Origin of the sequence: Streptomyces exfoliatus (assembly GCF_000725545.1) — a bacterium.
GTDB lineage: Bacteria > Actinomycetota > Actinomycetes > Streptomycetales > Streptomycetaceae > Streptomyces > Streptomyces exfoliatus.
In genome coordinates this window covers 34715-58226 of sequence record NZ_JNZP01000036.1, presented here as the reverse complement: position 1 = coordinate 58226, position 23512 = coordinate 34715, and the positions used below count along the sequence as shown (strand labels likewise).

14 protein-coding genes and 1 pseudogene are annotated in these 23512 nt (G+C 72.4%); 3 read left to right on the top strand and 12 right to left on the bottom strand.

Translation table 11 applies throughout. The features are described from left to right. Window position 1: 1 nt before the first annotated feature. The gene (locus tag IO20_RS0131010; protein ID WP_030554139.1) at window positions 2–3268 is read right to left on the bottom strand and encodes an AfsR/SARP family transcriptional regulator; all 3267 of its coding nucleotides are present in this window, start codon (window positions 3266–3268) and stop codon (window positions 2–4) included. 105 nt (window positions 3269–3373) lie between these two features. Here IO20_RS0131010 and IO20_RS0131005 point away from each other — a divergent pair, with 105 nt between their 5' ends. Then, on the top strand, window positions 3374–4162 hold the full coding sequence (locus IO20_RS0131005) for an SDR family oxidoreductase (protein ID WP_342668807.1): 789 nt from the start codon (window positions 3374–3376) through the stop codon (window positions 4160–4162). A 61-nt stretch (window positions 4163–4223) separates the two neighbouring features. On the opposite strand, the gene IO20_RS0131000 is transcribed toward IO20_RS0131005, so the two are convergent. The 10 genes from IO20_RS0131000 to IO20_RS0130955 form a co-directional block, all read right to left on the bottom strand. Next, a complete protein-coding gene (locus IO20_RS0131000; RefSeq protein ID WP_030554136.1) occupies window positions 4224–5198 on the bottom strand; it encodes a Gfo/Idh/MocA family protein in 975 nt (324 codons plus the stop codon). Beyond that, window positions 5195–6601, bottom strand: a complete 1407-nt coding sequence (locus IO20_RS0130995; protein ID WP_030554135.1) for an NDP-hexose 2,3-dehydratase family protein — start codon at window positions 6599–6601, stop codon at window positions 5195–5197. The genes IO20_RS0131000 and IO20_RS0130995 overlap by 4 nt, the downstream gene beginning before the upstream one ends. Continuing rightward, complete coding sequence (gene rfbH, locus IO20_RS0130990; RefSeq protein WP_030554133.1) at window positions 6598–7902, bottom strand: lipopolysaccharide biosynthesis protein RfbH; 1305 nt, start codon at window positions 7900–7902, stop codon at window positions 6598–6600. The genes IO20_RS0130995 and rfbH overlap by 4 nt, the downstream gene beginning before the upstream one ends. After that, complete coding sequence (rfbB, locus tag IO20_RS0130985) at window positions 7899–8894, bottom strand: dTDP-glucose 4,6-dehydratase (protein ID WP_030554132.1); 996 nt, start codon at window positions 8892–8894, stop codon at window positions 7899–7901. The genes rfbH and rfbB overlap by 4 nt, the downstream gene beginning before the upstream one ends. Further along, entirely contained in the window at window positions 8891–9958 is a 1068-nt protein-coding gene (locus IO20_RS0130980) for a glucose-1-phosphate thymidylyltransferase (RefSeq protein WP_030554131.1), read from the bottom strand. Before IO20_RS0130980 ends, rfbB begins: the two co-directional genes overlap by 4 nt. 13 nt (window positions 9959–9971) lie before the next feature. Further along, window positions 9972–10571 (bottom strand): dTDP-4-dehydrorhamnose 3,5-epimerase family protein, encoded by a 600-nt coding sequence (locus IO20_RS0130975; RefSeq protein WP_030554130.1) that lies wholly within the window; start codon window positions 10569–10571, stop codon window positions 9972–9974. Between the two features lie 102 nt (window positions 10572–10673). Continuing rightward, window positions 10674–11825 (bottom strand): DegT/DnrJ/EryC1/StrS family aminotransferase, encoded by a 1152-nt coding sequence (locus tag IO20_RS0130970; RefSeq protein WP_030554129.1) that lies wholly within the window; start codon window positions 11823–11825, stop codon window positions 10674–10676. After that, window positions 11826–13187, bottom strand: coding sequence for a nucleotide disphospho-sugar-binding domain-containing protein (locus IO20_RS0130965; protein ID WP_030554127.1), 1362 nt, complete (start codon window positions 13185–13187; stop codon window positions 11826–11828). Window positions 13188–13458: 271 nt separating this feature from the next. Beyond that, window positions 13459–14949 carry a flavin monoamine oxidase family protein gene (locus tag IO20_RS0130960; protein ID WP_051874669.1) on the bottom strand — a complete coding sequence of 497 codons (1491 nt, stop codon included), beginning with the start codon at window positions 14947–14949 and terminating at the stop codon, window positions 13459–13461. A 362-nt stretch (window positions 14950–15311) separates the two neighbouring features. Beyond that, window positions 15312–18647, bottom strand: a complete 3336-nt coding sequence (locus IO20_RS0130955) for an AfsR/SARP family transcriptional regulator (protein WP_051874668.1) — start codon at window positions 18645–18647, stop codon at window positions 15312–15314. Window positions 18648–18925: 278 nt separating this feature from the next. Here IO20_RS0130955 and IO20_RS0130950 point away from each other — a divergent pair, with 278 nt between their 5' ends. Both IO20_RS0130950 and IO20_RS41715 read left to right on the top strand, forming a co-directional pair. After that, window positions 18926–20458, top strand: coding sequence for an MFS transporter (locus tag IO20_RS0130950; protein ID WP_211270448.1), 1533 nt, complete (start codon window positions 18926–18928; stop codon window positions 20456–20458). Window positions 20459–20563: 105 nt separating this feature from the next. Next, window positions 20564–21871 (top strand): annotated as a pseudogene (locus tag IO20_RS41715) (MFS transporter); the annotation flags it as partial. Window positions 21872–22163: 292 nt separating this feature from the next. On the opposite strand, the gene gdhA reads toward IO20_RS41715, so the two are convergent. Continuing rightward, complete coding sequence (gdhA, locus tag IO20_RS0130940) at window positions 22164–23504, bottom strand: NADP-specific glutamate dehydrogenase (protein WP_030554121.1); 1341 nt, start codon at window positions 23502–23504, stop codon at window positions 22164–22166. Window positions 23505–23512: the final 8 nt, after the last annotated feature.

Below are 23512 nucleotides of genomic sequence, written 5' to 3'. Positions count from 1 at the left end.
GTCACTCACCGGCCGGGCGCGTCGCGCCCGAAGGGTCCTCCAGGTGGGTTGCGGCGAGGGCTTCGGGAGGAGAGAGGCGGGTCCCTCGGGTGAAGGCCGTGAGGTAGGCGTCGTCTCCCAGGGCGGTCCGGGCGATGGTGGTGATGCGGTCGACGTCCGCGCGTTCGGCAGGGGGGAGGGGCGCGCCGACGGAGGCGCGGGTGGCCGAGGCGGTGCCGAGGAGGAGGGCGGCGCGGGTGGGATGGCCGGCGAGTGCCTGGGCGCCGGCGAGGCCTTCGAGGGCGAGGGCGAGGGCGCGGGGGTCGCCGGTCTCGTGGGCCGCGGCGTAGCCGGTGAGGTGGTGGGCGAGGGCCGTGGTGGGGTCGCCGCGGAGTTCGGCGATGAAGCCGAGTTCGGCCATGACGAGAGCGCGGCCGGTTTCGAAGACGACGTGGCGGCCCCAGTCGAGAACGCTGCGGAAGTGGGTTTCGGCTCGGTCGAGGCGGCCTTCACGGCGGGCGCCGAGGCCGAGGCCGATTTCGGCGTGGACGACGCCAGGGCGGTCGGAGTGATCGGCCGAGAGCCGGGCGGCACGTTCGTGGAGCTCTCCGGCGCGGGTGAAGTCGCCTTGGAGGAGCGCGATGCGTCCCAGACCCGAGAGCCGGTGGGAGGCCTCGGTCCACAGGCCCAGCTCTTCGGCGATGTGGAGGCCTTCCTGGTGGAGGCGCAGCGCTTCGTCGTAGTCGCCGGTGGTCTCGGCGAGGGCGGCGAGGGGGTGGACGGTCTGCAGCCGGCCCCAGCGGTCGCCGAGTTCGGTGAAGGTACGGGCGCTTCGTTCGCCGGTGGTACGCAGGGCGGTGAGGTCCCCGCGTACGAGGGCCTGGGTGGCGGCGACGGCCTGGGCGGCGGCGGTGCCCCAGGGGTCGTCGAGGGCGGCGAAGCCCCGGAGGGAGTGGCGGGTCAGGTTCTCGCTGGTGTCGAGGTCGCCGGTGGGCAGGAGGGCGAACGCCAGGAGCCACTGGGTGTGGGCGAGTCCGTGGGGGTCGTCGAGGCCGGCGTGGAGCTCGAGTGCGGTGCCGATGCGGGTGGTGCGGTCCTCTCCGTCGCCTTGGAGGAGGGTGACGGCGGTCCACCAGGCGGTGGCGGTGGCGTGGAGTTCCGGGGGCGTGTCGGGGTGGACGGGGGTGAGGGCGGCGTGGAGGGAGCGGCGGGCTTCGCGGAGACGGCCGCGGAGGATCCAGTACCAGGCGAGGGCGTTGACGAGGCGGAGGGTGGTCGGGTCGCCGGGGTGCTCGATCGCCTTGCGGAGGTTGGCGGTTTCGAGGTCGAGGCGTTCGAGCCAGGTGCGCTGGTCCCGGCCGCGGAGGAGAGGGGCGGCGGTTTCGGCGAGGGCGGTGTAGTGGAGGCGGTGGCGGCGTTGGAGGGTGTCGTGTTCGCCGGCCGTGTGGATGCGTTCGTGGCAATAGGCGGCGACGGATTCGAGGAGCCGGTACCGGGGGCCGTGAGGGGTATCGGTCACGACGACGAGGGAGCGGTCGACGAGGCGGGCGAGGAGGTCGAGGACGTCTTCGCGTTTGACGCCTTCACCGGCGCAGACGGCTTCGGCCGCGTCGAGGGTGCAGCCGTCGGCGTGGACGCTGAGGCGGCGCAGGACGATCTGCTCGGAGGCGGTGAGGAGTTCCCAGCTCCAGTCGATCATGGCGCGGAGGGTCTGCTGACGGGCGGGGGCTTCACGGCGGGTGGCGGAGAGCAGCCGGAAGCGGTCGTCGAGGCGGGCGAGGAGGCCGTGGGGGCCGAGGACCTTGAGGCGGGTCGCGGCGAGTTCGAGGGCGAGGGGGATGCCGTCGAGGCGGCGGCAGATGGCGGCGACGGCTTCGGCGTTCTCGGCGGTGAGGGCGAAGTCCTGGACGGCGGCGGTGGCCCGGGCGACGAAGAGACGGACGGCGCCGGATCGTTCCAGGGCGGCCGGTTCGGGGGCGGTCGCCGGGTCGGGGAGGTCCAGGGGTGAGACCGTCCAGACCTGCTCACCGGGGAGACCCAGGGGTTCCTGGCTGGTGGCGAGGATGCGGATGCCCGGCACGTTGCGCAGGAGATGGGCGGCGAGGTGCGCGGCCGGCGCCGTCATGTGTTCGCAGTTGTCCAGGAGGAGCAGCAGCGTGCGGGTGCGGAGGGTGTCGGTGAGGCAGTCGAGTGGGGTCGGGCCGGCGTAGGCGTCGTCGCGGATGCCGAGGGTGGTGGTGACGGCTTCGGCCAGGGTGGCGACGGGGTCCGCGGCCGCGGTGGTGTCGAGTGCGGCGAGTTCCACGAGCCAGACGCCGTCGGGGTGGGCGGGGGCGTGGTCGGTGGCGGCGGCCAGGGCGAGGCGGGTCTTGCCGACGCCGCCGGGGCCGGTGAGGGTGACCAGGCGGCGGGTGGTGAGGAGGGTGCCGATGTCGGTGAGCGCGTCGGTTCTGCCGATGAGTTCGGTGTAGGGCGCGGGAAGGTTGGTGCGGTTGGGGGGTGGAGGGGGGGTCGGTGCGGGGTCGGGCGCCGGGGGCGGCGCGGGGTCGGCGTCCTGGCGGAGTATCGCCTGGTGGAGGGCGGTGAGGGTGGGGCCGGGATCGAGGCCGAGGTCCTGGGCGAGGCGGGTGCGCAGGTCCTGGTAGGAGTCGAGGGCCTCCCGCTGGCGGCCGGTGCGGTAGAGGGCACGGATGTGGGCGGCGCGGAGGCGTTCGCGCAAGGGGTGGCGTGCGACCTGTTCGGCGAGTTCCGCGGCGACGGTGTCGTGGTCGCCGAGGTCGAGACGTGTTTCGGCGAGGTCTTCGAGGGCGGCGAGCCGTTCTTCTTCGAGAGCGGCGGCCGTCGCGCGGACGAAGGCGGCGTCGGGGAAGTCGGTGTAGGCGGGGCCGCGCCAGAGGCCGAGGGCGTCGGTGAGGAGTGCGGCGCGGGCGCGGGGTGTGCCGGTGGCTCTGGCCCGGGCGGTGAGGGTCCGGAAGCGGTGGGCGTCGACGGTGTCGGGGTCGATGTCGAGGAGGTATCCACCGGGGCGTAACCGGAGGTGGTGGCGGCCGTGGGGTGCCGCGGTGTCCAGGATGTGTCGCAGGCGGGAGATCTTGTTCTGGAGGGCGTTGGCCGGGTTGCGGGGGAGGTCGGGGCCCCACAGGTCGTCGATGAGCCGGGCGGCGGTGACGGGGCGGCCGGTGTGGACGAGGAGGTCGGCGAGGAGGGTCCGTACCTTCGTCTCGGTGAGGGGGACGGGGTGTCCCTCGGCCGTCCGTACGGTCAGTGAGCCGAGTACCCCGAAACGCATGATGATCAGGATAGCCGTGACGGTCGGGCGACAGCGGGGCGACAGCGGATGACAGCCGGGCGACAGTGCGGGGGCGCAGGCTCGGGGGTGTCATCCGGTGTGTCTGTGAAGGAGCGGATCGTTTCCATGGGTAAGTACGAAGGCAAGAAGGCCGTGGTCACCGGTGGGACGCACGGGATCGGTCTGGCGGTCGTCCGGGCGTTGCTGGACGGTGGCGCGGAGGTGCTGCTGACCGGGCGGAACGAGAAGAACATCGAGGCGGTGCGGACCGAGCTCGCGGGCCGGCCGGCGCACGTGGTGCGCTCCGACGCGGGGAGCATGGCCGACATCACGGCGCTGGGCGGGATCGTCGGGGAGAAGCTGGACCGGATCGATTTCCTGTTCGTGAACGTGGGGTACGCGGAACTGGGTGCCCTGGAAGAGGTGACGGAGGCCGCGTTCGACAAGTCCTTCGACATCAACACGAAGGGTGCGTTCTTCACGACGCAGCAGCTGGCACCGCTGGTCAACGACGGTGGTTCGATCGTGTTCACGACGGCTGTGCTGGTGGGCCACGGCTATCCGGGGACGAGTGTGGCGACCGGGATGAAGGCGGCGGTGGGCGGGTTCGCGAAGGTGTTCGCGGCAGAGTTGCTGCCGCGGAAGATCCGGGTGAACTCGGTCAGTCCCGGCTTCACGCTGACGCCGACCATGGGCTACGCGAACATGACGGAGGAGGAGAAGGCCGCGAACGAGAAGGAAGGCGCCCAGCTGACGCCGCTGGGGCGGCACGCAGAGCCGGAGGAGATCGCCGCGGCGGTGCTGTACCTGGGCTTCGACGCCACGTTCTCGACGGGGTCGGTGCTGCACGCGGACGGTGGCATGGGGCAGGGCATTCCGCCGCTGTTCGAGTAGTCCTTGGAACGGGAGGGGAAGGGGCCGCGCGCGTGGGGTGCGCGGCCCCTTCTTCGCGTGTTCACGGGGTGGTGGTCGCCGTGCGGATTGCGTCGAGGAGCGTGGCCTGTTCGAGGACGACGGGGTCGGGTGGGATGTCGTCGCGGACGGCGGCGACGAAGGCGGCGACGCTGTTGGCGACCTGGTCGTCGGGGGGTACGGGGACGGTGCGGGTGCCGTCAGGGGTGTCGAGGCGGATGGCGGGGGTGTGGTCGGGGGGCGGGGTGAAGGCGCGGTCGACGTGGATGCGGCCGTGGCTGCCGACGATCTCATACGCGTTGAGGTAGACGTGGTCCAGGCCGAAGTCGAGATGGACGGGGACGCCGTCGGGGGTGTGCAGCAGGGCCGCGCCCGCGGTGTCCACGGCGTGCTCATCGGGCCGGGTGAGGACGGCACCGGTGGTGCGCAGGCCGGTGCCGAGGTGGTGCAGGGCGGCACGGAGGGGGTAGACGCCGGTGTCCCACAGGGCGCCGCCGCCGAGTTCGGGGCGCAGGCGGATGTCGGTGGCGGGGCGCCGGGGGACGCAGAACGCGGCGCGGAAGGCGCGGAGCTCGCCGATGGCGCCCTCGGCGACCAGGGTGCGGACGGTGGTGTGCCGGCGGTGGTGGACGAACATGACGTTCTCCATGAGGACCCGTCGGCGGGATCTGGCGAGGGCCAGCAGCCGGGCCGTGGTCGGAGCGTGGGTCGTCAGGGGTTTCTCTGCCAGGACGTGTTTGCCGGCGGTGAGCGCGGCTTCGACCCAGCGGGCGTGAAGGGCGGCCGGCAGCGGTACGTACACGGCGTCGATGGTGTCGTCGTCGAGGAGTGCCTCGTAGCCGTGGACGGGGCGGCAGCCGTGGCGGGCAGCGGTGGCCGCCGCCTTCGCCGGTTCGCGGCTGGCGACGGCGACGAGTGCGGCGGCGGGTGAGGCGGCGAAGGCGGGGAGCATCCGGCGCAGGGCGATGTCGGCGCAGCCGAGGACGCCGACGCGGAGGGGGGCGGGGTGCGGGGTCACAGGGTGACGGAGCCGCTGTTGAGGACCGCGAGGAGGGTGCGGGCCTGGACGTTGACGTAGTGGCCGTGCCGGAGCAGGTGGGTGAACTGTCCCGGGGTGGTCCAGCGGTAGCCGGGTGGGGGGTCGCCGGGGATGCCGGCTGCGTCGGCGTCGACGAGGAGGTAGCGGCTCTCGGCGTTGAGGAAGCGGCCGCCCTCTTCGGCGTGGACGCTTTCGTAGCGGATGGCGTTCGGCGGGGCGGCGCGTATCGCGTCGAGGAAGAGCGGGCGGTCGTCGCCGGTGAGGTGGGTGAAGTTGTCGGGGGTGTACTGCACGGTGGGGCCGAGTTCGACGGTGTCGAGGAAGCCGGCTTCGACGCGGGCGTGGGCGAGCAGGTGGGGGACGCCGGAGAAGTGACGGAAGGCGAAGGCGGTGATGCCGAGTCCGACCGGTTCGAAGAGGGGCTGGGTCCAGCCGGGGACCTCGCGGTTGCCGGCTTGTACGGAGACGGCGGTGACCTTGAAGTAGCGGCCCTGGTCGTGGCTGATGGTTTCCGCGTCGCGGGTCCAGTCGGTGACGTGGGCGAGGGGGATGCGGTGGGCGTGGAGGTCGTGGCGGGAGCGTTCGCGGGTGATCCAGGAGCGGAGTTCGGTGTCGGAGTGGAGGGCGTGGGACTCGTCGTGGGCGACGGGGACGCAGGCGAGGACGGTACGGGCGTCCATGTTGACGGTGTTGCTCTGCTGGAGCAGCCGGCCGATCTGGCCGAGGGTGAGCCAGCAGAAGTCGTCGTCGAGGGGGACGTCGTCGTCGGTTTCGACGACGACGTTGCGGTTGGCCTTGCGGTAGAACCAGGAGCCGTGTTCGGACTGGAGCGTGTCGGCGAGGACCCGGGCGCGGCGGGGGTCGGTGAAGTGGTCGAGGTACTTCACGTCGGAGCCCTGGTGGACCTTGGTGTAGTTGCTGCGGGTGGCCTGGACGGTCGGCGAGAGCTGGAGCAGGTTGGGGTTGCCCGGTTCCATCTTCGCCTGCATGAGGAAGTGCAGGATCCCGTCGAATTCCTTGGCGAGGATGCCGAGGATGCCGACCTCGGGCTGGTTGATGACGGGTTGTTGCCAGTGGTGGGCGGTCGGGCCCCGGCCGACGGTGACGTCGAGTCCCTCGACGGTGAAGAAGCGGCCGCTGCGGTGGACGAGGTTGCCGGTGGTGCTCTCGAAGGACCAGCCGTCGAGGTCGGCGAAGGGGATGCGGTCGACGCGGAAGTGGTGCGCCCTGCGGCGTTCGTCGAGCCAGGTCGCGACCTCGTCGGTGCGGAGGTGGTGGCCGGCGGTGGCGGCGGCCGCCGACCGCCCGAGGCGGTCGGCGAGCCGGTCGTCGCGGCGGGGCCGCAGGACGGGGGGTGCGTCGGGAGCGGTGGGCGCCGTCACGTGTGGGCCTCCACGAACTCGCGGACGGAGGCGATGACGTAGTCGAGCATGTCGTCGGTGAGGCCGGGATAGACGCCGACCCAGAAGGTGTGCTCGGTGACGGTGTCGCTGTTGGTGAGGGTGCCGGAGACGCGGTGCGGCCGGTCGAGGTAGGCGGGGTGGCGGGTGAGGTTGCCGGCGAAGAGGCGGCGGGTGCCGATCTTGCGGGCTTCGAGGAAGTCGACGAGGGCGGCGCGGGTGAAGGGGGCGTCGGGATCGACGGTGATGACGAAGCCGAACCAGCTTGGGTCGCTGCCGCGAGTGGGTTCGGGCAGCAGCAGGTGGGGGACGCCGTCGAGGCCGTTCCTGAGGCGGTTCCAGTTCCGCTTGCGGGCTTCGACGAAGGAGTCGAGTTTGCCGAGCTGGCTGAGGCCGAGGGCGGCCTGGAGGTCGGTCGCCTTCAGGTTGTAGCCGACGTGGGAGAAGATGTACTTGTGGTCGTAGCCCTCGGGCAGCGTGCCCATCTGGTAGTCGAACCGCTTGAGGCAGGTGTTGCTCTTGCCGGGTTCGCACCAGCAGTCCCGGCCCCAGTCGCGGAGGGACTCGACGATCCGGGCGTACTGGAGGTTCGAGGTCAGGACGATGCCGCCCTCGCCCATGGTGAGGTGGTGGGCGGGGTAGAAGCTGACGGTGCTGAAGTGGCCGAAGGTGCCGGTGAGGCGGCCGTTGTAGGTGGAGCCGACGGCGTCGCAGTTGTCCTCGACGAAGAAGAGTCCGTGGTCCTCGGCGAGCTGGGCGATCTCGGCGACTTCGAAGGGGTTGCCGAGGGCGTGGGCGATCATGATCGCCTTGGTCCGGGGTCCGATGGCCTGGGCGACGCGGTCGGCGGTGGTGTTGTACGTGCCGAGTTCGATGTCGACGAAGACCGGGACGAGGCCGTTCTGCACGATGGGGTTGACCGTGGTGGGGAAACCGGCGGCGACGGTGATGACCTCGTCTCCGGGCCGTAGCCGCCGCTCCTCCAGGAGATGGGAGGTGAGGGCGGAGAGGGCGAGGAGGTTGGCGGAGGAGCCGGAGTTCGTCAGGTGGGCCTTGCGCAGGCCGAGGCGGCGGGCGAAGGCCGATTCGAACTTGCGGGCGCTCGGTCCTGCGGCGATGCGGAGGTCGAGGGCGGCTTCGACGAGGGCGGCGCGGTCGTCGGCGTCGAGGACGGCACCGGAGGGCCATATCTCGGTGACGCCGGGGACGAAGCCCGCGCCGTTCTCGCTGTCCTGGTGGTATTTGCGGGTCTCGTCCAGGACCAGCGCCTTGTGGTCGCTCATGTGCGGTTTCCCTCTCCTTGGTCGTTGCGGTGCTTGGACGCCTTCCACCAGTGCGCGTTGTCCCGGTACCAGGCGACCGTGTCGGCCATGCCCTGCTCGAAGGAGATGAGGGGGGCGTACCCGAGCTCCTCGCGGATCTTGGTCTCGTCGAGGGAGTAGCGCAGGTCGTGGCCCTTGCGGTCGGCGACGTGGCGGATCGCGGAGCGGTCGGCGCCGCAGAGGCGGAGGAGCCGTTCGGTGACGGCGAGGTTGGTCTGTTCGTTGCCGCCGCCGACGTTGTAGATCTCGCCGGCGCGGCCGCGGGTGAGGACGAGCTGGATGGCGCGGCAGTGGTCGTCTACGTGGAGCCATTCGCGGACGTTGAGGCCGTCGCCGTAGAGGGGGACGGTGCCGCCTTCGAGGAGGTTGGTGAGGAACAGGGGGATGAGTTTCTCGGGGTGCTGGTAGGGCCCGTAGTTGTTGGAGCAGCGGGTGATGGAGAGGTCGAGGCCGTGGGTGCGCCAGTAGGCGCGGGCGATGAGGTCCGAGGCCGCTTTGGTGGCGGCGTACGGCGAGTTGGGGAGGAGGGGGTGGTCCTCGGTCCAGGAGCCTTCGGCGATGGTCCCGTACACCTCGTCGGTGGAGACGTGGACGATGCGGGTGACGCCGGTCTCCAGGCAGGCGTCGAGGAGGGTCTGGGTGCCGCCGATGTTGGTGCGGACGAATTCGTCGGCGGAGGCGAGGGAGCGGTCGACGTGTGATTCGGCGGCGAAGTGGACGACGGCATCGTGGCCGGGCAGGAGCCCGCGGAGCAGGTCGCGGTCGCAGACGTCGCCTTCGACGAGTTCGAGGCGGGGGTGGCCGAGGGGGATGTTGGCGCGGTTGCCGGCGTAGGTGAGCTTGTCGAGAACGGTGACGTGGGCGTCCTCGTAGCCGGGGTAGCCGCCGGCGAGCAGGGTGCGGACGTAGTGGGAGCCGATGAATCCGGCTCCTCCGGTGACCAGGATCCTCATGAGGCGACCTCGACCCGGGTGTGGTCTCCGATGACCAGGCGGTGCCGGGATTCGCCGTGGTCGGTGGGGTGGACGGTCGCGGAGCGGCCGATGAGGGAGGCGCGAAGGCCTGGCACGTGGGCGATGGTGGCACCGTCCATGACGATGGAGTCGGCGAGGCGGGTGGAGCGGACGACGCAGCCCCGGCCGATGGAGGTGTCGGGGCCTATGTGGCTGTCCTCGACGAGGGTGTCGGCGCCGATGATGGCCGGGCCTTCGATGCGGGACCGTACGATGCGGGCGCCGGGTTCGACGACGACGTTGGGGGCGATGTCGCTGAGGTCGTCGACGTCGCCGAGGACGCTGGGGTGGAGGGCGCCGAGGAGGCGCCTGTTGCAGTCGAGGACGTCCTCCGCTCGGCCGGTGTCCTTCCAGTAGCCGCTGTATTCGCTGGCGTGGACGGTGGTGCCGCGGCTGACGAGCCATTGGATGGCGTCGGTGATCTCGAGTTCGCCGCGGGCGCTGGGCCGGATGGCGGCGACGGCCTCGTGGACGGCGGCGGTGAAGAAGTAGACGCCGATGAGGGCGAGGTCGCTGCGCGGGTGGCGGGGCTTCTCGACGAGGCGCAGGACGGTGCCGTCCTGGGCGAGTTCGGCGACGCCGAAGGCCTGTGGGTCGGGGACCTTGTGGACGACGATCTGGGCGGCCGGGCGGGTCCTGCGGAATTCGTCGGCGATGGTGGTGACTCCTTCGGGGAGCATGTTGTCCCCGAGGTACATGACGAAGTCGTCGTCGCCGAGGAAGTCGCGGGCGAGGGCGACGCAGTGGGCGAGTCCCCTGGGTTTGTCCTGGCGCAGGTAGGTGACGCGCAAGCCGAAGCGGGAGCCGTCTCCCAGGGCTTCGCGGATGGCCGGTTCGGAGTCGCCGACGATGACGCCGGCTTCGGTGACGCCGATGTCGCGGATGTTCTCGAGGACGTGTGCGAGGACGGGTTTGTTGGCTACGGGGATGAGCTGTTTCGGCATGGAGTAGCTGAACGGGCGCAGACGTGTTCCCGTTCCACCTGCCAGTACGAGGGCCTTCACGTCGGTGTTCTCCTCACGGCTGTGGTGGGGGCGCGCCGCCGGTCGCGTCCTGCCAGGAGGCGAGAAGCCCGGCGCGGCGTGCGGTCTCGACGCCGGAGGCGTGCGCGTCCTTGGGCGACATCAGGGGCGGCTCGGAGAATCCCCAGGGGAGTGCGAGGTCCGGGTCGAGGGGATTTATGTCGATCTGGGTGCCGGGCACGTGTTCGCTGGAGAGCACGTAACAGATGCAGGTGTCGTCGGTGAGGGTGAGGAAGCCGTGGCCGACTCCCTCGGGGACGTACACGGCTCTGCCGGAGGCGGCGTCGAGCAGGGTGGTCTGGTGGCGGCCGAAGGCGGGAGATCCCACCCGCAGGTCGACGACGATGTCGCGGGCCGCGCCGCGGACGCAGGTCACGTATTTGGCCTGGCCGGGTGGGATGGTGACGCCGTGGATGCCCCGCAGGGTGTTGCGGCGCGAGGTGGAGTAGTTGATCTGGCGGGGTACGAAGGGCCTGCCCAGGACCTTGTCCAGGACGGAGGCGCGCAGGGCCTCGTGGAAGGAGCCCCGCTCGTCGGTGAGGTGGTCCGGGGTGATGACGTACGCCCCGGGTACGGCTGTTTCCGCAGTGCGCACGGTGGGCCTTTCGGTGTCCGCGGGCTCTGTCCGCCGGCTGTGTCCGCCGGCTCGGTGCGTCGGTGCTGTGCGTCGGTGCCGTGTGCCGTTCCGGTGTTCTCCTCAGGCGCGGCGGGCGGCGGCGCGGCGGTGTTCGACGGCCTTGCGCAGTTCGTCCACGACGGTGCGGACGTCGGTGTCGTCGAGTCCCTGGTGCAGCGGGAGGAGGAGGGTGGTGTCGGAGGCCCGGTCGGTGCCGGGCAGGTCGGCGTCGCCGCGGTAGGCGGGCACCTTGTGGAGCGGGGGGTAGCGGAGGGTCGTGTAGACGCCGCGTTCGAGGAGGTCGGCGGCGACCTGGTCGCGTATCCCCGCGTCGAGCTGGATCCAGTAGAAGTAGTACGAGCTGGTGTGGCCTTCGGGCAGCGGGGGCGGCAGGGTGATGCCGTCGGTGCCGGCGAGCAGCCGGTCGTACGTCTCGGCGACGGCACGACGGCGGGCGACGAAGTCGGGCAGGCGCCGGAGTTGGACGCTGCCGATGGCGGCGGTGATGTCGTTGCCGATGACGCGGCGGCCGAAGCTGCGGACGTTCAGGTCCCACCAGCGGGGGGAGACCTTGGCCGCGGCGAATCCACTGGCCTGTTCGAGGCCGTGGTAGGCGAGGGTGCGGGCGGTACGGGCGAGCTCCGGGTCGCGTACGTAGAGCATGCCGCCGTCGCCGGTGACGAGGACCTTCATGGAGTCGAAGCTCCACATGGCGAGGTCGCCGAAGGTGCCGGCCCTGGTGCCGTCGACGTCGGAGGCGACGGCGCAGGCGGCGTCCTCGACGAGGGTGATGCCCCGGTCGTGGCAGAGGGCGGCGATCCGCTCGATGTCGCCGGGGTAACCGCCGTAGTGGAGGACGAGGACGGCCTTCGTCTGGGGGGTGAGGGCCCGTTCGATGTCGTCCGCGGTGGGATTGAGGGTGCGCGGGTCGACGTCGCAGAAGACGGGGCGGGCGCCGGTGGCGGCGACGGCGTTGCCGGCGGCCACGAAACTCATGGAGGGCAGGACGACGTCGTCGCCGGGGCCGAGAGCGAGGAGCTCGGTCGCGAGGAAGAGGCCCGCGGTGGCGGAGTTGATGAAGAGGACGTTCTCGGCGGGGACGCCGAGGTGGTCGGCGAACTCGGCCTCGAAGCGGCGGGTGCGGGGACCGTGTCCGAGCCAGTTGCCGGCGAAGACCTCGGAGACGGCGGCCAGCTCCTCCTCGCCGAGGCTGGGCTGGAATACGTTGATCATCTACTGCTCCGATCCGCGGGTGCCGTGCCGGACGGTGAGGCGTTCCAGGACCGGGACGATGTCGTGCGGGCTCGGCGTGGCGAGCAGGTCCCGGTGGATGCTCGCGGCACCCTCGCGGAAGGAGTCCTCCCGCAGGACGCGGCGTATCCGCTCGTGCATGGCGCCGGTGGACTGGGTGTGCCGGTCGAGAGCGAGACCGGCGCCGCGGTCCGCGACGTAGGCGGAGGTGGGCGGGGCGTCCATGTGCCGTTCGCGGAAGGTGCTGTGGGTGCCCGCGTCGTCGACGACGATGAACTCGCTCTCCTCGTCGTTGATGAGCTGGGGCACGCCGTAGGCGGCGGCCGCCGCGAAGGTGCCGATGCCGCCGTGGTGGATGATCGCGGAGGTCGTCGGCAGGAGCTGGCTGAGCGGCAGGTAGTCGACGGTGCGGACGTTGGCGGGGAGCCGGGGCAGCCCTTCGAGCTGTTCGTCGTCGAGGGTGGCGACGACGTCGGCGTCGAGGTCGGCGACCGCGTCGAGGAGGGCCGCGACGCGATCGGCGCCGTCCTTGAAGAACTTGCGTACCGAGACGCCCAGGGAGAGGGCGATGCGGGGCCGTTCGGGCGGGGTGCGCAGCCAGTCGGGGAGCGGTCCTGCGCCCGTGTAGGGGATCCAGCGCATGGGGACGGTGCGGGTGGTACGGGTGGGCAGCCGCATGGGCTGCGGGATGGGGTCGATGGTCCACTGGCCGTGGAGGAGTTCGTCGTCGACGCCGACGCCGTACCGTTCGGCCACCGGGCGGACGGCTTCGACCAGCGGGTTCTCGCCGAGGGCCGTGCCGGGTTCGGCGCGTCGGGCGGCGAGGGTCTCGGTGGCCCAGGCGAAGTAGTCCAGGCCCCACATGAGGCGGGCGTGGGCGGCTCCGGAGGCGCGGGCGGCGACGGCGGCGGAAGGCCAGCAGGGGTCCCAGATCATGAGGTGGGGCCGCCAGGCGCGGGCGAAGGCGACGAGGTCGTCGACGGCCGGCATGGGGTCGGCGGGGGACGCGTCGGCCGGGTGGAAGTCCCGTAGACACGGGATCATGAAGCGGCGGAAGGCGCCCCACGCGTACTGTCCGGCCGGGTCGAGGCCGAGTTGTCCGGTGAGGAGGTCGAGGCGCTCCTCGGCTTCCGGGGAGAGGGGCCGGTTCGCCGCTCTGGGGGCGGGGACGACGGCGGGGTCGCCCAGCGGCACGGCGGTGAGTCCCACGGCGGTGATGGTCGGCGCCATAGCGGGATGGGACGCGACGCGGACGTCGTGTCCGGCGCTCTGGAGTGCCCAGGCGAGCGGAATGATCGGGTAGAGATGGGCGGTCGCGGGCCAGACGGTGAATAAGACTCGCAAGAGAGTTACTCCGGTCGGGTCAGTCGTTGTCCTAGTGGCGCCGCTTCTGTACGCCGTGCTGCGTGAGCACGGAGGAATCCCCGAGCGGCGCGCCTTGGAAGTTTCTTGACCGTAACGGGAAAGTTCTCACCGTTTACTCATCGCCTGGTAACCGTCCGGTTGCTCGCACGTCTCCCACCTGGGCGTTCGGACATGAGGAAGGGCCGGAGCGGAAGGGTTCCGCTCCGGCCCGATGACCGTCCTTTGCTTTCTCTGCTGCCCGGAGCCGTCGCTACCCGGCGACGAGTGACGCCGAGCGGGTGGTGGTCGCGAGTTCCAGGGCCAGGGTGGCGGCGTGTTCGCCCGATTCGACGGCGCCCTCCACGAACCCGGACCAGCCGGCGGCGATGTCGCTGCCGGCGAAGACGAGCCGGCCGTGCGGCTGCTGGAGGGTACGCAGTTGCCGGGTCAGCTGCAGGGGGCGCATGAACGACCAGCCGCCGCGGGCGTACGGGTCCCCGCCCCAGTCCTGGGACTTGATGCCCTCGACGACGGCCTGCGGGACGAACCGGCGGAGGGCGGCCTGCACCTGGGCGGTGCTGGTGTGGTCGAGGGCCGGGTCGACGCTGAACCCGATCATCAGTCGGCTGCCGTCGGCGAGGGTGGTGTGGGGCACCACGCCGATGAGCGGAGCGCCGGTCTCGGCGCCCTGGGCGATGAAGCGGCCGACGTCGCCGCGGACCTTCATCCAGATCTTCTTGGCGTGCGGTACCGCGATGCCGGCGGTGGACGCGGCGGTGAACTCCCTGGGCAGTCCGGACCGGAAGGCGATGGTGTTCCACGTGTTGGCCGGTACGGCGACGACGACGGCCGAGGCGGAGTACCGCTGCCCGGCGCGGGTGTCGACGAGGACGCGGGTACCGGTGTCGGTGACGGCCGCGACCGGTGCGCCCAGGCGGACGGTGACGGGCTGGTCGGCGAGCATGGCGGTGATGAGGCCGCCCATGCCGGTGACGGGACGGTAGGTGTTGAGTCCGTTGTACGTGGCGAGGTCGCCGGAAAGGGCCAGCTGGCGGACCAGGGCCGTGTAGGCGCCTCGGGTGTTGGTGCCGCCGGCGGTGGCGGTGTGGCCGTTCAGCCAGGCGTCGTCCTGGGGGGAGAGCCGCAGCTGGTCGAGCCGGTCGCGCAGGGTCAGCCGGTCGGGTTCGGCGAGCAGGTCGATCCGGTGGAGGGGGTCGTGCGGGCGGGGGAAATACGCCTCGGAGCCGGCGAAGAAGTCCGTGAGGAGCTCCCCGAGCCGGGTGCCCGCCTCGGTGGGCGAGAACGGGGCGTACCCGTTGCCGGAGGGGAGGATCAGCTGGTCCGGCGGGGTGTCGTCGGCGACGAAGGATATGCCGTGGCTCTGTATCTCGTGCCAGACGCGGGTGTGGACGGGGTGGACCCAGGCGCCGCCCATTTCCACCCGCTCGCCGGCGAACGTGTCGGTCCACGTCCGGCCGCCGATCCGGTCGCGGGCTTCGAGGAGGAGGGTGCGCAGGCCCTGGGCGCGGACGGCGCGGGCGGCGGCGACACCGGCGAAGCCGGCACCGACGACGATCACGTCGTACGGCTCGGGCGGGCGGGAGGCGTCGGTGTCGTCCATGGCGTGGGCGGAGCGTGCCGCGGTGCCGACGGCGGTGGCGGCGAGCGTCGCCAGGCCGGCCGCCTTGAGGACGGTGCGGCGGCGGGCCGGTGTCCGTGACGGGAAGGTCCCCGCCACGGGGGTGTGGTTCTCGGATGCCAAGAGTGTCTCCCTGAGTGATCTGGAGTGGACGGGCCCAGGGCTGGGGCGGGACACACGAGGAGTCGACGGCGGGGGCGCACGGCCGGAGGAGAGGGTCGCTTTCTCACGGCGGTGGCCGGATCCAGCCGGGCCCGCGGAGGAGGCACCACCTCACCACACGGCTCACCGGACGGTCCAAGCCCCCGCTCACCGGCCGCTCATCGGTGGCTCATGGGACGCGTGAGGGAGGCTTGGGGCAGGGTTGGGGCGGGCTTGGGCCGGGGCTGTGGGTCGGACTGGGGGCCGAGCTGCGGGCCGGGGTTCTGGAGTGTGCCGAGGGCGGGGGCGCGTGCCTCACCCGTACGTCGGCTCGCCGCCCGCTCTCACGTCTCCTCGAGAAGGGCCGGATCGCAGGCGTCGGTCTTCTGGCCGATGGCGAACTCGGTGGCGTAGCGGTCTTCGCCGAGGGCCGCGCGGACGGTGCGGGTGATGCGGTCGACGTCTCCCCTCTCGGCGCGCGGCAGGGGGCGGCCCACCGAGGCGCGAGCGGCGGTGGCGGCGCCGAGGAGGCGGGCGGCGCCGGTGTGGTGGGCGGTGAGGGCGCGGGTGCCGGCGAGGCCTTCGAGGGCGAGGGCGAGGGCGCGGGGGTCGCCGGTCTCGCGGGCGGCGGCGTAGCCGGCGAGGTGGCGTTCGCGGGCGGTGGCGGCGTCGCCGCGCTGTTCGGCGATGAAGCCGAGCTCGGCCATGACGAGGGCGGTGCCGAGGTCGCCGTAGACGGCGCGCAGCCAGTCGAGCCACTTGGTGAGGTGTGCCTCGGCGTCGTCGAGCCGGCCTTCGCGGCGGGCGACGAGGGCCAGGCCCGTCTCGGCGAACTGTTCGCCTCGTTTGTGGGCCTGCTCGGCGGCGAGGCGCAGGCCGTGCTCGTGGAAGCGGAGGGCGTCGGCGTGGTCGCCGGTGAGAAGGGCGATGCGGCCGAGGCCGGACCACTTGTAGGAGGCGTCGGTCCACAGGCCGAGCTCTTCGGCCATGCGGAGGCCTTCGCGGTGCATACGGGTTGCCTCGGCGTAGTCCTCGTGGATCTCGGCAAGTGAGGCGAGGGTGTCTCCGGCTCGCAACTGGCCCCAGCGGTCCCCGAGTTCGCGGAAGAGGGTGAGGCTGACGCCCGCGTCGCGGGAGGCGGCGGGGAAGTCGCCGCGGATGAGGGCGTGGCCGGCGGCGACGGAGAGGGTCGCGGCTTCGCCCCAGGAGTCGCCGAGCTCCTCGAAGGCGGCGAGGGCGGCGGTGACCCTGTCCTGGTTGGAGGCGAGGTCGCCGGAGCCGTACAGGGTGAAGGAGAGCAGCCAGAGGGCGTGGGCCCGGTCGCAGGGGTCGGTGATGTGCTCGACGAGGGGGAAGGCGCGGGCGGCCGCCGCGGGGCCTTCGGCGTCGCCCGAGTGGAGGGCGAGGGCGGCGCGGCGGACGGTGGCGTCGGCGCGGTGCGCGCGGCAGACGTCGGTCTCCTCGGCCGGGACGGCGAGGGCGGTGTCGAAGGAGCGGAGGGCCTCGCCGAGCCGGCCGCGCAGGAACCAGTGCCAGGACTGGGCGATGACGAGCCGCAGGGCGTCGTCGGCGGCGCCGGTGCGGTGGCAGGTCTCCAGGGCGGCGCGCAGGTTGCCCGCCTCGGTGTCGAGGCGTTCGAGCCAGGTGCGCTGCTCACGGCCGCGCAGGAGGGGGGCGGCGGTCTCGGCGAGCGCCAGGTAGTGGCGGGCGTGGCGGTGGCGTACGGCGGCGGTCTCGCCGGCGTCGTCGAGGCGTTCGAGGCCGTACGCGGCGACGGATTCGAGGAGCCGGTAGCGCACGCCGCCCGGGGTGTCGGCGGCGACGACGAGGGAGCGGTCGACGAGGCGGGCGAGGAGGTCGAGGACGTCTTCGCGTGTCACGCCTTCGCCCGCGCAGACGGCTTCGGCCGCGTCGAGGGTGCAGCCGTCGGCGTGGACGCTGAGGCGGCGCAGGACGATCTGCTCGGCGGCGGTGAGGAGTTCCCAGCTCCAGTCGATGACCGCGCGGAGGGTGCGCTGACGGGCGGGGGCGTCGCGGCGGCCGGCGGAGAGGAGCCGGAAGCGGTCGTCGAGGCGGGCGGCGAGGGCGCGGGCCCCGAGCGTGCGGACGCGGGTGGCGGCGAGTTCGAGGGCGAGGGGGATGCCGTCGAGGCGGCGGCAGAGGGCGGCGACGGCTTCGGCGTTCTCGGCGGTGAGGGCGAAGCCGGGGTCGGCGGCCTGGGCGCGGGAGACGAAGAGCTGGACGGCTTCGGCCTGGCCGAGGGCGTCGGGGCCGGTCTCGCCCGCGGCGGGGAGGCCGAGGGGGCCGACGGGGCGGAGGTGCTCGCCGGCGATGCCGAGGGGTTCCTGGCTGGTGGCGAGGATGCGCAGGTGGGGGGCGCGGCTGAGGAGGGTGCCGGTGAGCTCGGCGACGGCGTCGACGACGTGTTCGCAGTTGTCGAGGAGGAGCAGGGCTCGTTTGGCGTGGAGGGCGGTGGCGAGTCGGTCGGCGGGGCTGTCGGGGCGGTGGCCGTCGGCGGTGGGGTCGGCGGGAACCGTGTCGTCGCGCATGCCGAGCGCGGCGGCGATCACGTGGGCCGTGCCGGAGACGCCGCTGGAGGTCCCGGAGTGGGCGGCGTGGCCGCCGAGTTCGACGAGCCAGGCGCCGTCGGGGAAGGCGTCCGGGTAGGTGTCGGCGGTCTGGGCGGCGGCTTCGAGGGCGAGGCGGGTCTTGCCGACGCCGCCGGGGCCGGTGAGGGTGACGAGCCGGGTGCGCGGGGCGGTGGTGTCGTCGCCGAGGAGGGTGCGGAGGGCGGCAAGGTCGTCGACGCGGCCGACGAGGTCGGTGAGGGGGGCGGGCAGGTTGCCGCGCTGGCGGGTGGCAGGGGCGGATACGGGCGCGGGCGGGGCCGTGGCGGCGGGCTGCGGCGTGGCCGGGGCGGCCGGTGGGGCGTCGAGGGCCGGGTCCTTCTGGAGGATCGCCTGCTGGAGCGCGGTGAGTTCGGAGCCGGGGTCCAGGCCGAGTTCGTCGCGGAGCCGTTCGCGCAGCCGGGTGTATCCGTCCAGCGCGTCGTTCTGGCGGCCCGCGCGGTAGAGGGCGCGCAGATGGATGGCGTGGAGCCGTTCGCGCAGCGGGTGGGCGGCGGTGAGGCCGGCGAGTTCGTCGGCGAGCAGGTGGTGTTCGCCGAGTTCGAGGCGGGCGGCGGCCTGCTCCTCCAGGGCGGAGACGCGGTGTTCCTCCAGGTGCTGGGCAGCCCGGCGGGCGAAGGGTTCGTCCTCGAACTCGGTGTAGGCGGGCCCGCGCCACAGGGCGAGCGCGTCGGTGAGGAGGTCGACCTTGCGGCGAGGGTCGGTGGTGGCGCGCGCCTGGGCCGTCAGGTCCTCGAAGCGGCCGGCGTCCGTCATGTCGCGGGTGATGCCGAGGAGGTAGCCGGGGGCGCGGGAGACGACGAGAGCGCGTCCGCCGGGTTCGGCCTCCTCCAAGGTGCGGCGCAGCTGCCACACCTTGGTCTGGAGGGCTGCGGCGGGTTTGCCGGGGAGGTCCTCGCCCCACATGTCGTCGAGGAGCCGGTCCGTGGAGACGGGACGGCCGGCGTGTATGAGGAGGTCTGCGAGGAGGGCGCGGACCTTGGGTTCCCCCACGGTGACCGGTCTGCCGTCCGTGGTCCACACCTCAAGGAGACCGAGTACCCGAAAGCGCATGGCCGCACAGTAGCCCAGCCGTCGTGAGGTGCGGGCCCGGTGGTCACGGGCGGGGCCGTGAGGCGCCGTGAGCGGCCGTGAGCGGCCGAAGTGACATTCGGGAGTGCGCCGTGAGGATGCCGAGAGAAGCAGGGGTCAGGGTGGTTCTCATAAAGCCGTCGTAAGGGGAAGTGGAACGGCGGCAGGTACGCAGTGACTCCAGAACGTTCGGGTCCCCGATCGGGGTTCCGGAACGTCGGGAGATCCGCAGATCCAGGAATCGAGGAATCGAGGACCCCATGTCTCGCGAATCCCGTAACACTCGTCCCAGCAACGCCGGGTCGCGGGACCTGGCGGAGGGCGCAGACCGCCCGAACAACGCCCCCGACCCGCGGAGATGGCTGGCACTCACCCTGCTGGTCGCCTCGTTCTTCATGGTGATCGTCGACTCGCAGATCGTCATGCTCGCGCTGCCCGCCATCGAGACGGAGCTGGGCTTCGCGGCCGGCGGCGTCCAGTGGGTGATGAGCGCCTACCTGCTGAGCTTCGGCGGTCTGCTGATGTTCGGCGGTCGTACCGCTGACCTGCTCGGCGGCCGCAAGATGTTCCTGTTCGGCACCGCGCTGTTCGGTGTCGCGTCGGTGCTGTGCGGTCTCGCCTGGACCGACGAGGTGCTGATCACGGCCCGTGTCATCCAGGGTGTGGCTGCCGCCGTCATGACGCCGACCGCCATGGCCGTGCTGATGCACACCTTCGCCGAGGGTGCCGAGCGTAACAAGGCGCTGGGCATCTGGACCGGTATCGGCGCCTTCGGTGCCACCGCGGCGCTGCTCATCGGTGGTCCGATCACCGATGGTCTGGGCTGGGAGTGGATCTTCTACATCAACGTCCCGGTGGTCGCCGCGGTGCTGATCTTCGGCCCGCGTCTGCTGAAGGAGACCCCGGTCCGTTCCGGTCCCCGTCGCTTCGACCCCGCCGGCGCCGTGACCGTCACGGCCGCCATCGCACTCCTCGTCTACGCGGTCTCCGAGGCCCCGCTGGTCGGCTGGGGCAGCGGTCAGACGATCGGCATGCTGATCGCCGCCGCCGTGCTGCTCGTCATCTTCACCCTCATCGAGGCCAAGTCGAAGGCCCCGCTGGTCCCGCTGCGGATCTTCCGCTCCCCCACCGTGGTCGGCGGCAACATCCTGATGATCATCGTCGCGATGGCGGTGTACGGCGGTGCGCTCATCACCTCGCTCTACGCCCAGCAGGTCCTCGGCTACAGCGCCGTCAAGTTCGGACTGAGCACGGCGATCTACGCCCTCATGTCGATCATCGGCGCCAACGTCAGCGCCCGGCTGGTCGCCAAGGTCGGTTACAAGCCGATCGCCATCGTCGGTATGGCGCTGCTCTCCGGCGGTCTGCTGCTCCTGACGCAGATCGACCCGAACGGCGGCTACTGGAGCGACCTGTTCTTCGGCCTGGTCATCTTCGGCTCCGGTATCGGCTCCACCAACGTGGCCGCGTCGATCGCCTCGCTGACCGGTGCCAAGCCGGAGGAGTCCGGTCTGGTCTCGGGCATCAACAACGCGGTCTTCCAGATCGGTGCCGCGCTCGGTATCGCGATCGCCTCCTCGGTGGCGTTCGCCTACACCACCGGTACGGACGCCAAGGGTCTGAACGACGGCTTCCAGGCCGGGTTCCTGGCCACCGCGGTCTTCGCCCTGGTCGGTCTGGTGACCGCGCTGCTCCTGCTGCTGAACCGCAACTCGGGTCAGCCGCAGGTCGCCGCGGCCGGTGACGCGGAGGGCGCGGACGCGCCGAAGGCGCACGTGCCCGTCGGCCACTGACGCCTCGCACGACCCCGTATCACCGCGCAGGGGCAGCCCGAGATCCATCCGGGCTGTCCCTGCGCCGTTCCCCGGCCCGTCCGCTCCCCCCGTCAGGAGGACCGCATGCCGTCGGTCGCACGTCCTTCCGTCCTCCGTACGCCCCCGCGTACGGCGACTCGTACACCGGCCGGCGGCAGAACCGCCGGCCGGAGCCGCCGGTGGGCGCTGCTCGTGCTGCTCGCCGCGGTGTTCATGACGACGCTCGACTTCTTCATCGTCAACGCCGTGGCCCCGGCGACCCGGCGGGACCTGGGCGCCGGGCAGGCGGCCATGCAGTCCGTCCTGATCGGGTACGGCCTGGCGTACGCGATCGGGCTGATCACCGCGGGGAGACTGGGCGATCTGTACGGGCCCCGGCGGGTGTTCACGGTGGGGCTCGCGCTGTTCACGGCCGCGTCCACGGCCTGCGGTCTGGCGGCCGGGGTGGAGGTGCTGGTGGCGGCGCGGATCGCGCAGGGCATCGCCGCCGCCCTGATGGCCCCGCAGGTCCTGGCCCTGATGGGCCGGTTGTTCGAGGGCGCGGACCGGGCCCGTGCCTTCGCCTGGTACGGGGCGACCGTGGGGGTCGCCGGTACGGGCGGGCAGGCCGTCGGCGGGCTGCTGCTCGCGGTCGACCCGGGCGGGCTCGGATGGCGCGCCTCCTTCCTCATCAACATCCCGCTCGGCGTGCTCGCGCTCGCCCTCGTCCGGCTGCTGCCGGCCGACGGCCACGGGCGGCGCGGCGGCCGGCGCCTCGATCCGGTGGGCACGCTGCTCTCCGCGGCCGGTCTCGTGGCGCTCGTCCTGCCGCTCGTGGTGGGCCGCGAGACGGGGTGGCCGGCGTGGACGTGGCTCAGCCTCGCGCTGTCCGTGCCGCTGCTCGCCGGGTTCGCCGCGCACCAGCGCCGGCGGATCGCCGCGGGGCGCAGCCCGCTGCTCGATCCCGCGGTCTTCCGGGACCGCGGCTTCACCCGGGGCGTGGTCTCCGTGGCGCTGCTGTTCGGCGGTTCGGCGGGGCTGACGTTCGTGTTGTCCCTCTATCTCCAGGAGGGCCGGGGGATGTCGCCGGTGACGGCGGGCCTGGTGGGTGTCGCGCTCAACGCCTCCTTCTTCGCCGCCTCGATGCAGACGGGCCGGCTGACGGGCCGGCTCGGCGGCCGGCTCGCGGTCCTGGGCGGCACGGTCCTCGCGGCGGGGCTCCTGCTGATCGGCTGGTCGGCCTCCTCGGTCGGTTCCGGCGGGCTGCCGTGGGGCCTGGTCGCGGGTCTCTCCGTGACCGGCGCCGGCATGGGTCTGCTCATGGCCCCGCTGACGGCCGCGGCGCTGTCCGGGGTGCGGGCGCGGCTCACCGGGATGGCCGCGGGGGTGCTCGGGACGGCGCAGGAGACCGCGGGCGTCCTCGGCATCGCCCTGACGGGGCTCGTCTTCTTCCACCGGCTCGTGCCCGGCGGCGGCGCGACCCCGGAGACGGGCGCGCCGGACTGGCTGCCCGCCTTCCGTACGGCGACGGTGCTCCTCGCCGTCGCCGCGCTCGCGATAGCGGTGATCGCCCTGTCGGCCGCCCGCCACCGGGCCCGTGGCCCCGGGCCCCGGGCCGAGCCGGGGGTCGGGGCGGAGGCCGCCGCCGGTGACGCCGTCGCGCCGCCGGCCGCGGGCGTCGCTCCCGCCCCCGTGGCCGTACCGGTCAGACGAGGCCCTGGGCGAGCATCGCGTCGGCGACCCGTTCGAACCCGGCGATATTGGCGCCCACGACGTAGTCTCCGGGGGCCCCGTAGCGGTCCGCTGTCGCGCGGGCGGTCTCGTGGATATCGCGCATGATGCCCGCGAGCCGGGTCTCCACCTGCTCGAAGGTCCAGGTCTCCCTGCCCGCGTTCTGCTGCATCTCCAGGGCGCTGGTCGCCACGCCGCCCGCGTTGGCGGCCTTGCCGGGGCCGAAGAGGACGCCGGCCTCGCGCAGGACCCGGACCGCCTCGGGGGTGGTGGGCATGTTGGCGCCCTCGGAGACCGCCTTCACCCCGTTGCGCACGAGGGTGAGCGCGGCGTCGGCGTCCAGTTCGTTCTGGGTCGCCGAGGGCAGGGCGACATCGGCGGGGACGTCCCAGACCCGGCCGCCCGGCACGTACCACGCTGAGGCGCCGCGTCGCTCGGCGTAGTCGCTGACGCGGCCGCGCTCGACCTCCTTGATCTCCTTGAGGAGGGCGAGGTCGATGCCCTTCTCGTCGACGACGTAGCCGCCGGAGTCGGAGGCGGTGACGACGTGCGCGCCGAGCTGCTGGGCCTTCTGGATCGAGTAGAGGGCGACGTTGCCCGAGCCGGAGACGGTGACCTGACGGCCCTCCAGGTCCTCGCCGCGGGTCCGCAGCATCTCCAGGGCGAAGAGGACGTTGCCGTATCCGGTCGCCTCGGCGCGGACCAGGGAGCCGCCCCAGCCGATGCCCTTGCCGGTCAGGACGCCCGGCTCCCAGCGGTTGGTGATGCGCCGGTACTGGCCGAAGAGGTAGCCGATCTCGCGGCCGCCGACGCCGATGTCGCCGGCCGGGACGTCGGTGTGCTCGCCGAGGTGCCGGTGCAGCTCCGTCATGAACGACTGGCAGAAGCGCATCACCTCGGCGGCGGAGCGGCCGCGCGGGTCGAAGTCGCTGCCGCCCTTGCCGCCGCCGATGTTCAGGCCGGTGAGCGCGTTCTTGAAGATCTGCTCGAAGCCCAGGAACTTCACGGTGCCGAGCCCGACGGTGGGGTGGAACCGCAGTCCGCCCTTGTACGGGCCGAGCGCGCTGTTGAACTCCACCCGGAAGCCGCGGTTGACGTGGACGCGGCCGGCGTCGTCCTGCCACGGCACCCGGAACATGATCTGGCGTTCGGGCTCCACGATCCGCTCCAGGAGCCCCGCCTCCAGGAACTCCGGGCGGGCGGTGAGCACCGGCTCCAGGGACTCCAGGACCTCGCCGAGCGCCTGGTGGAACTCGGGTTCGCCCGGGTTGCGCCGCAGCACCTCGGCGTGGAGGGGGCGCAGCAGGGCGGGCATGTCCTGGT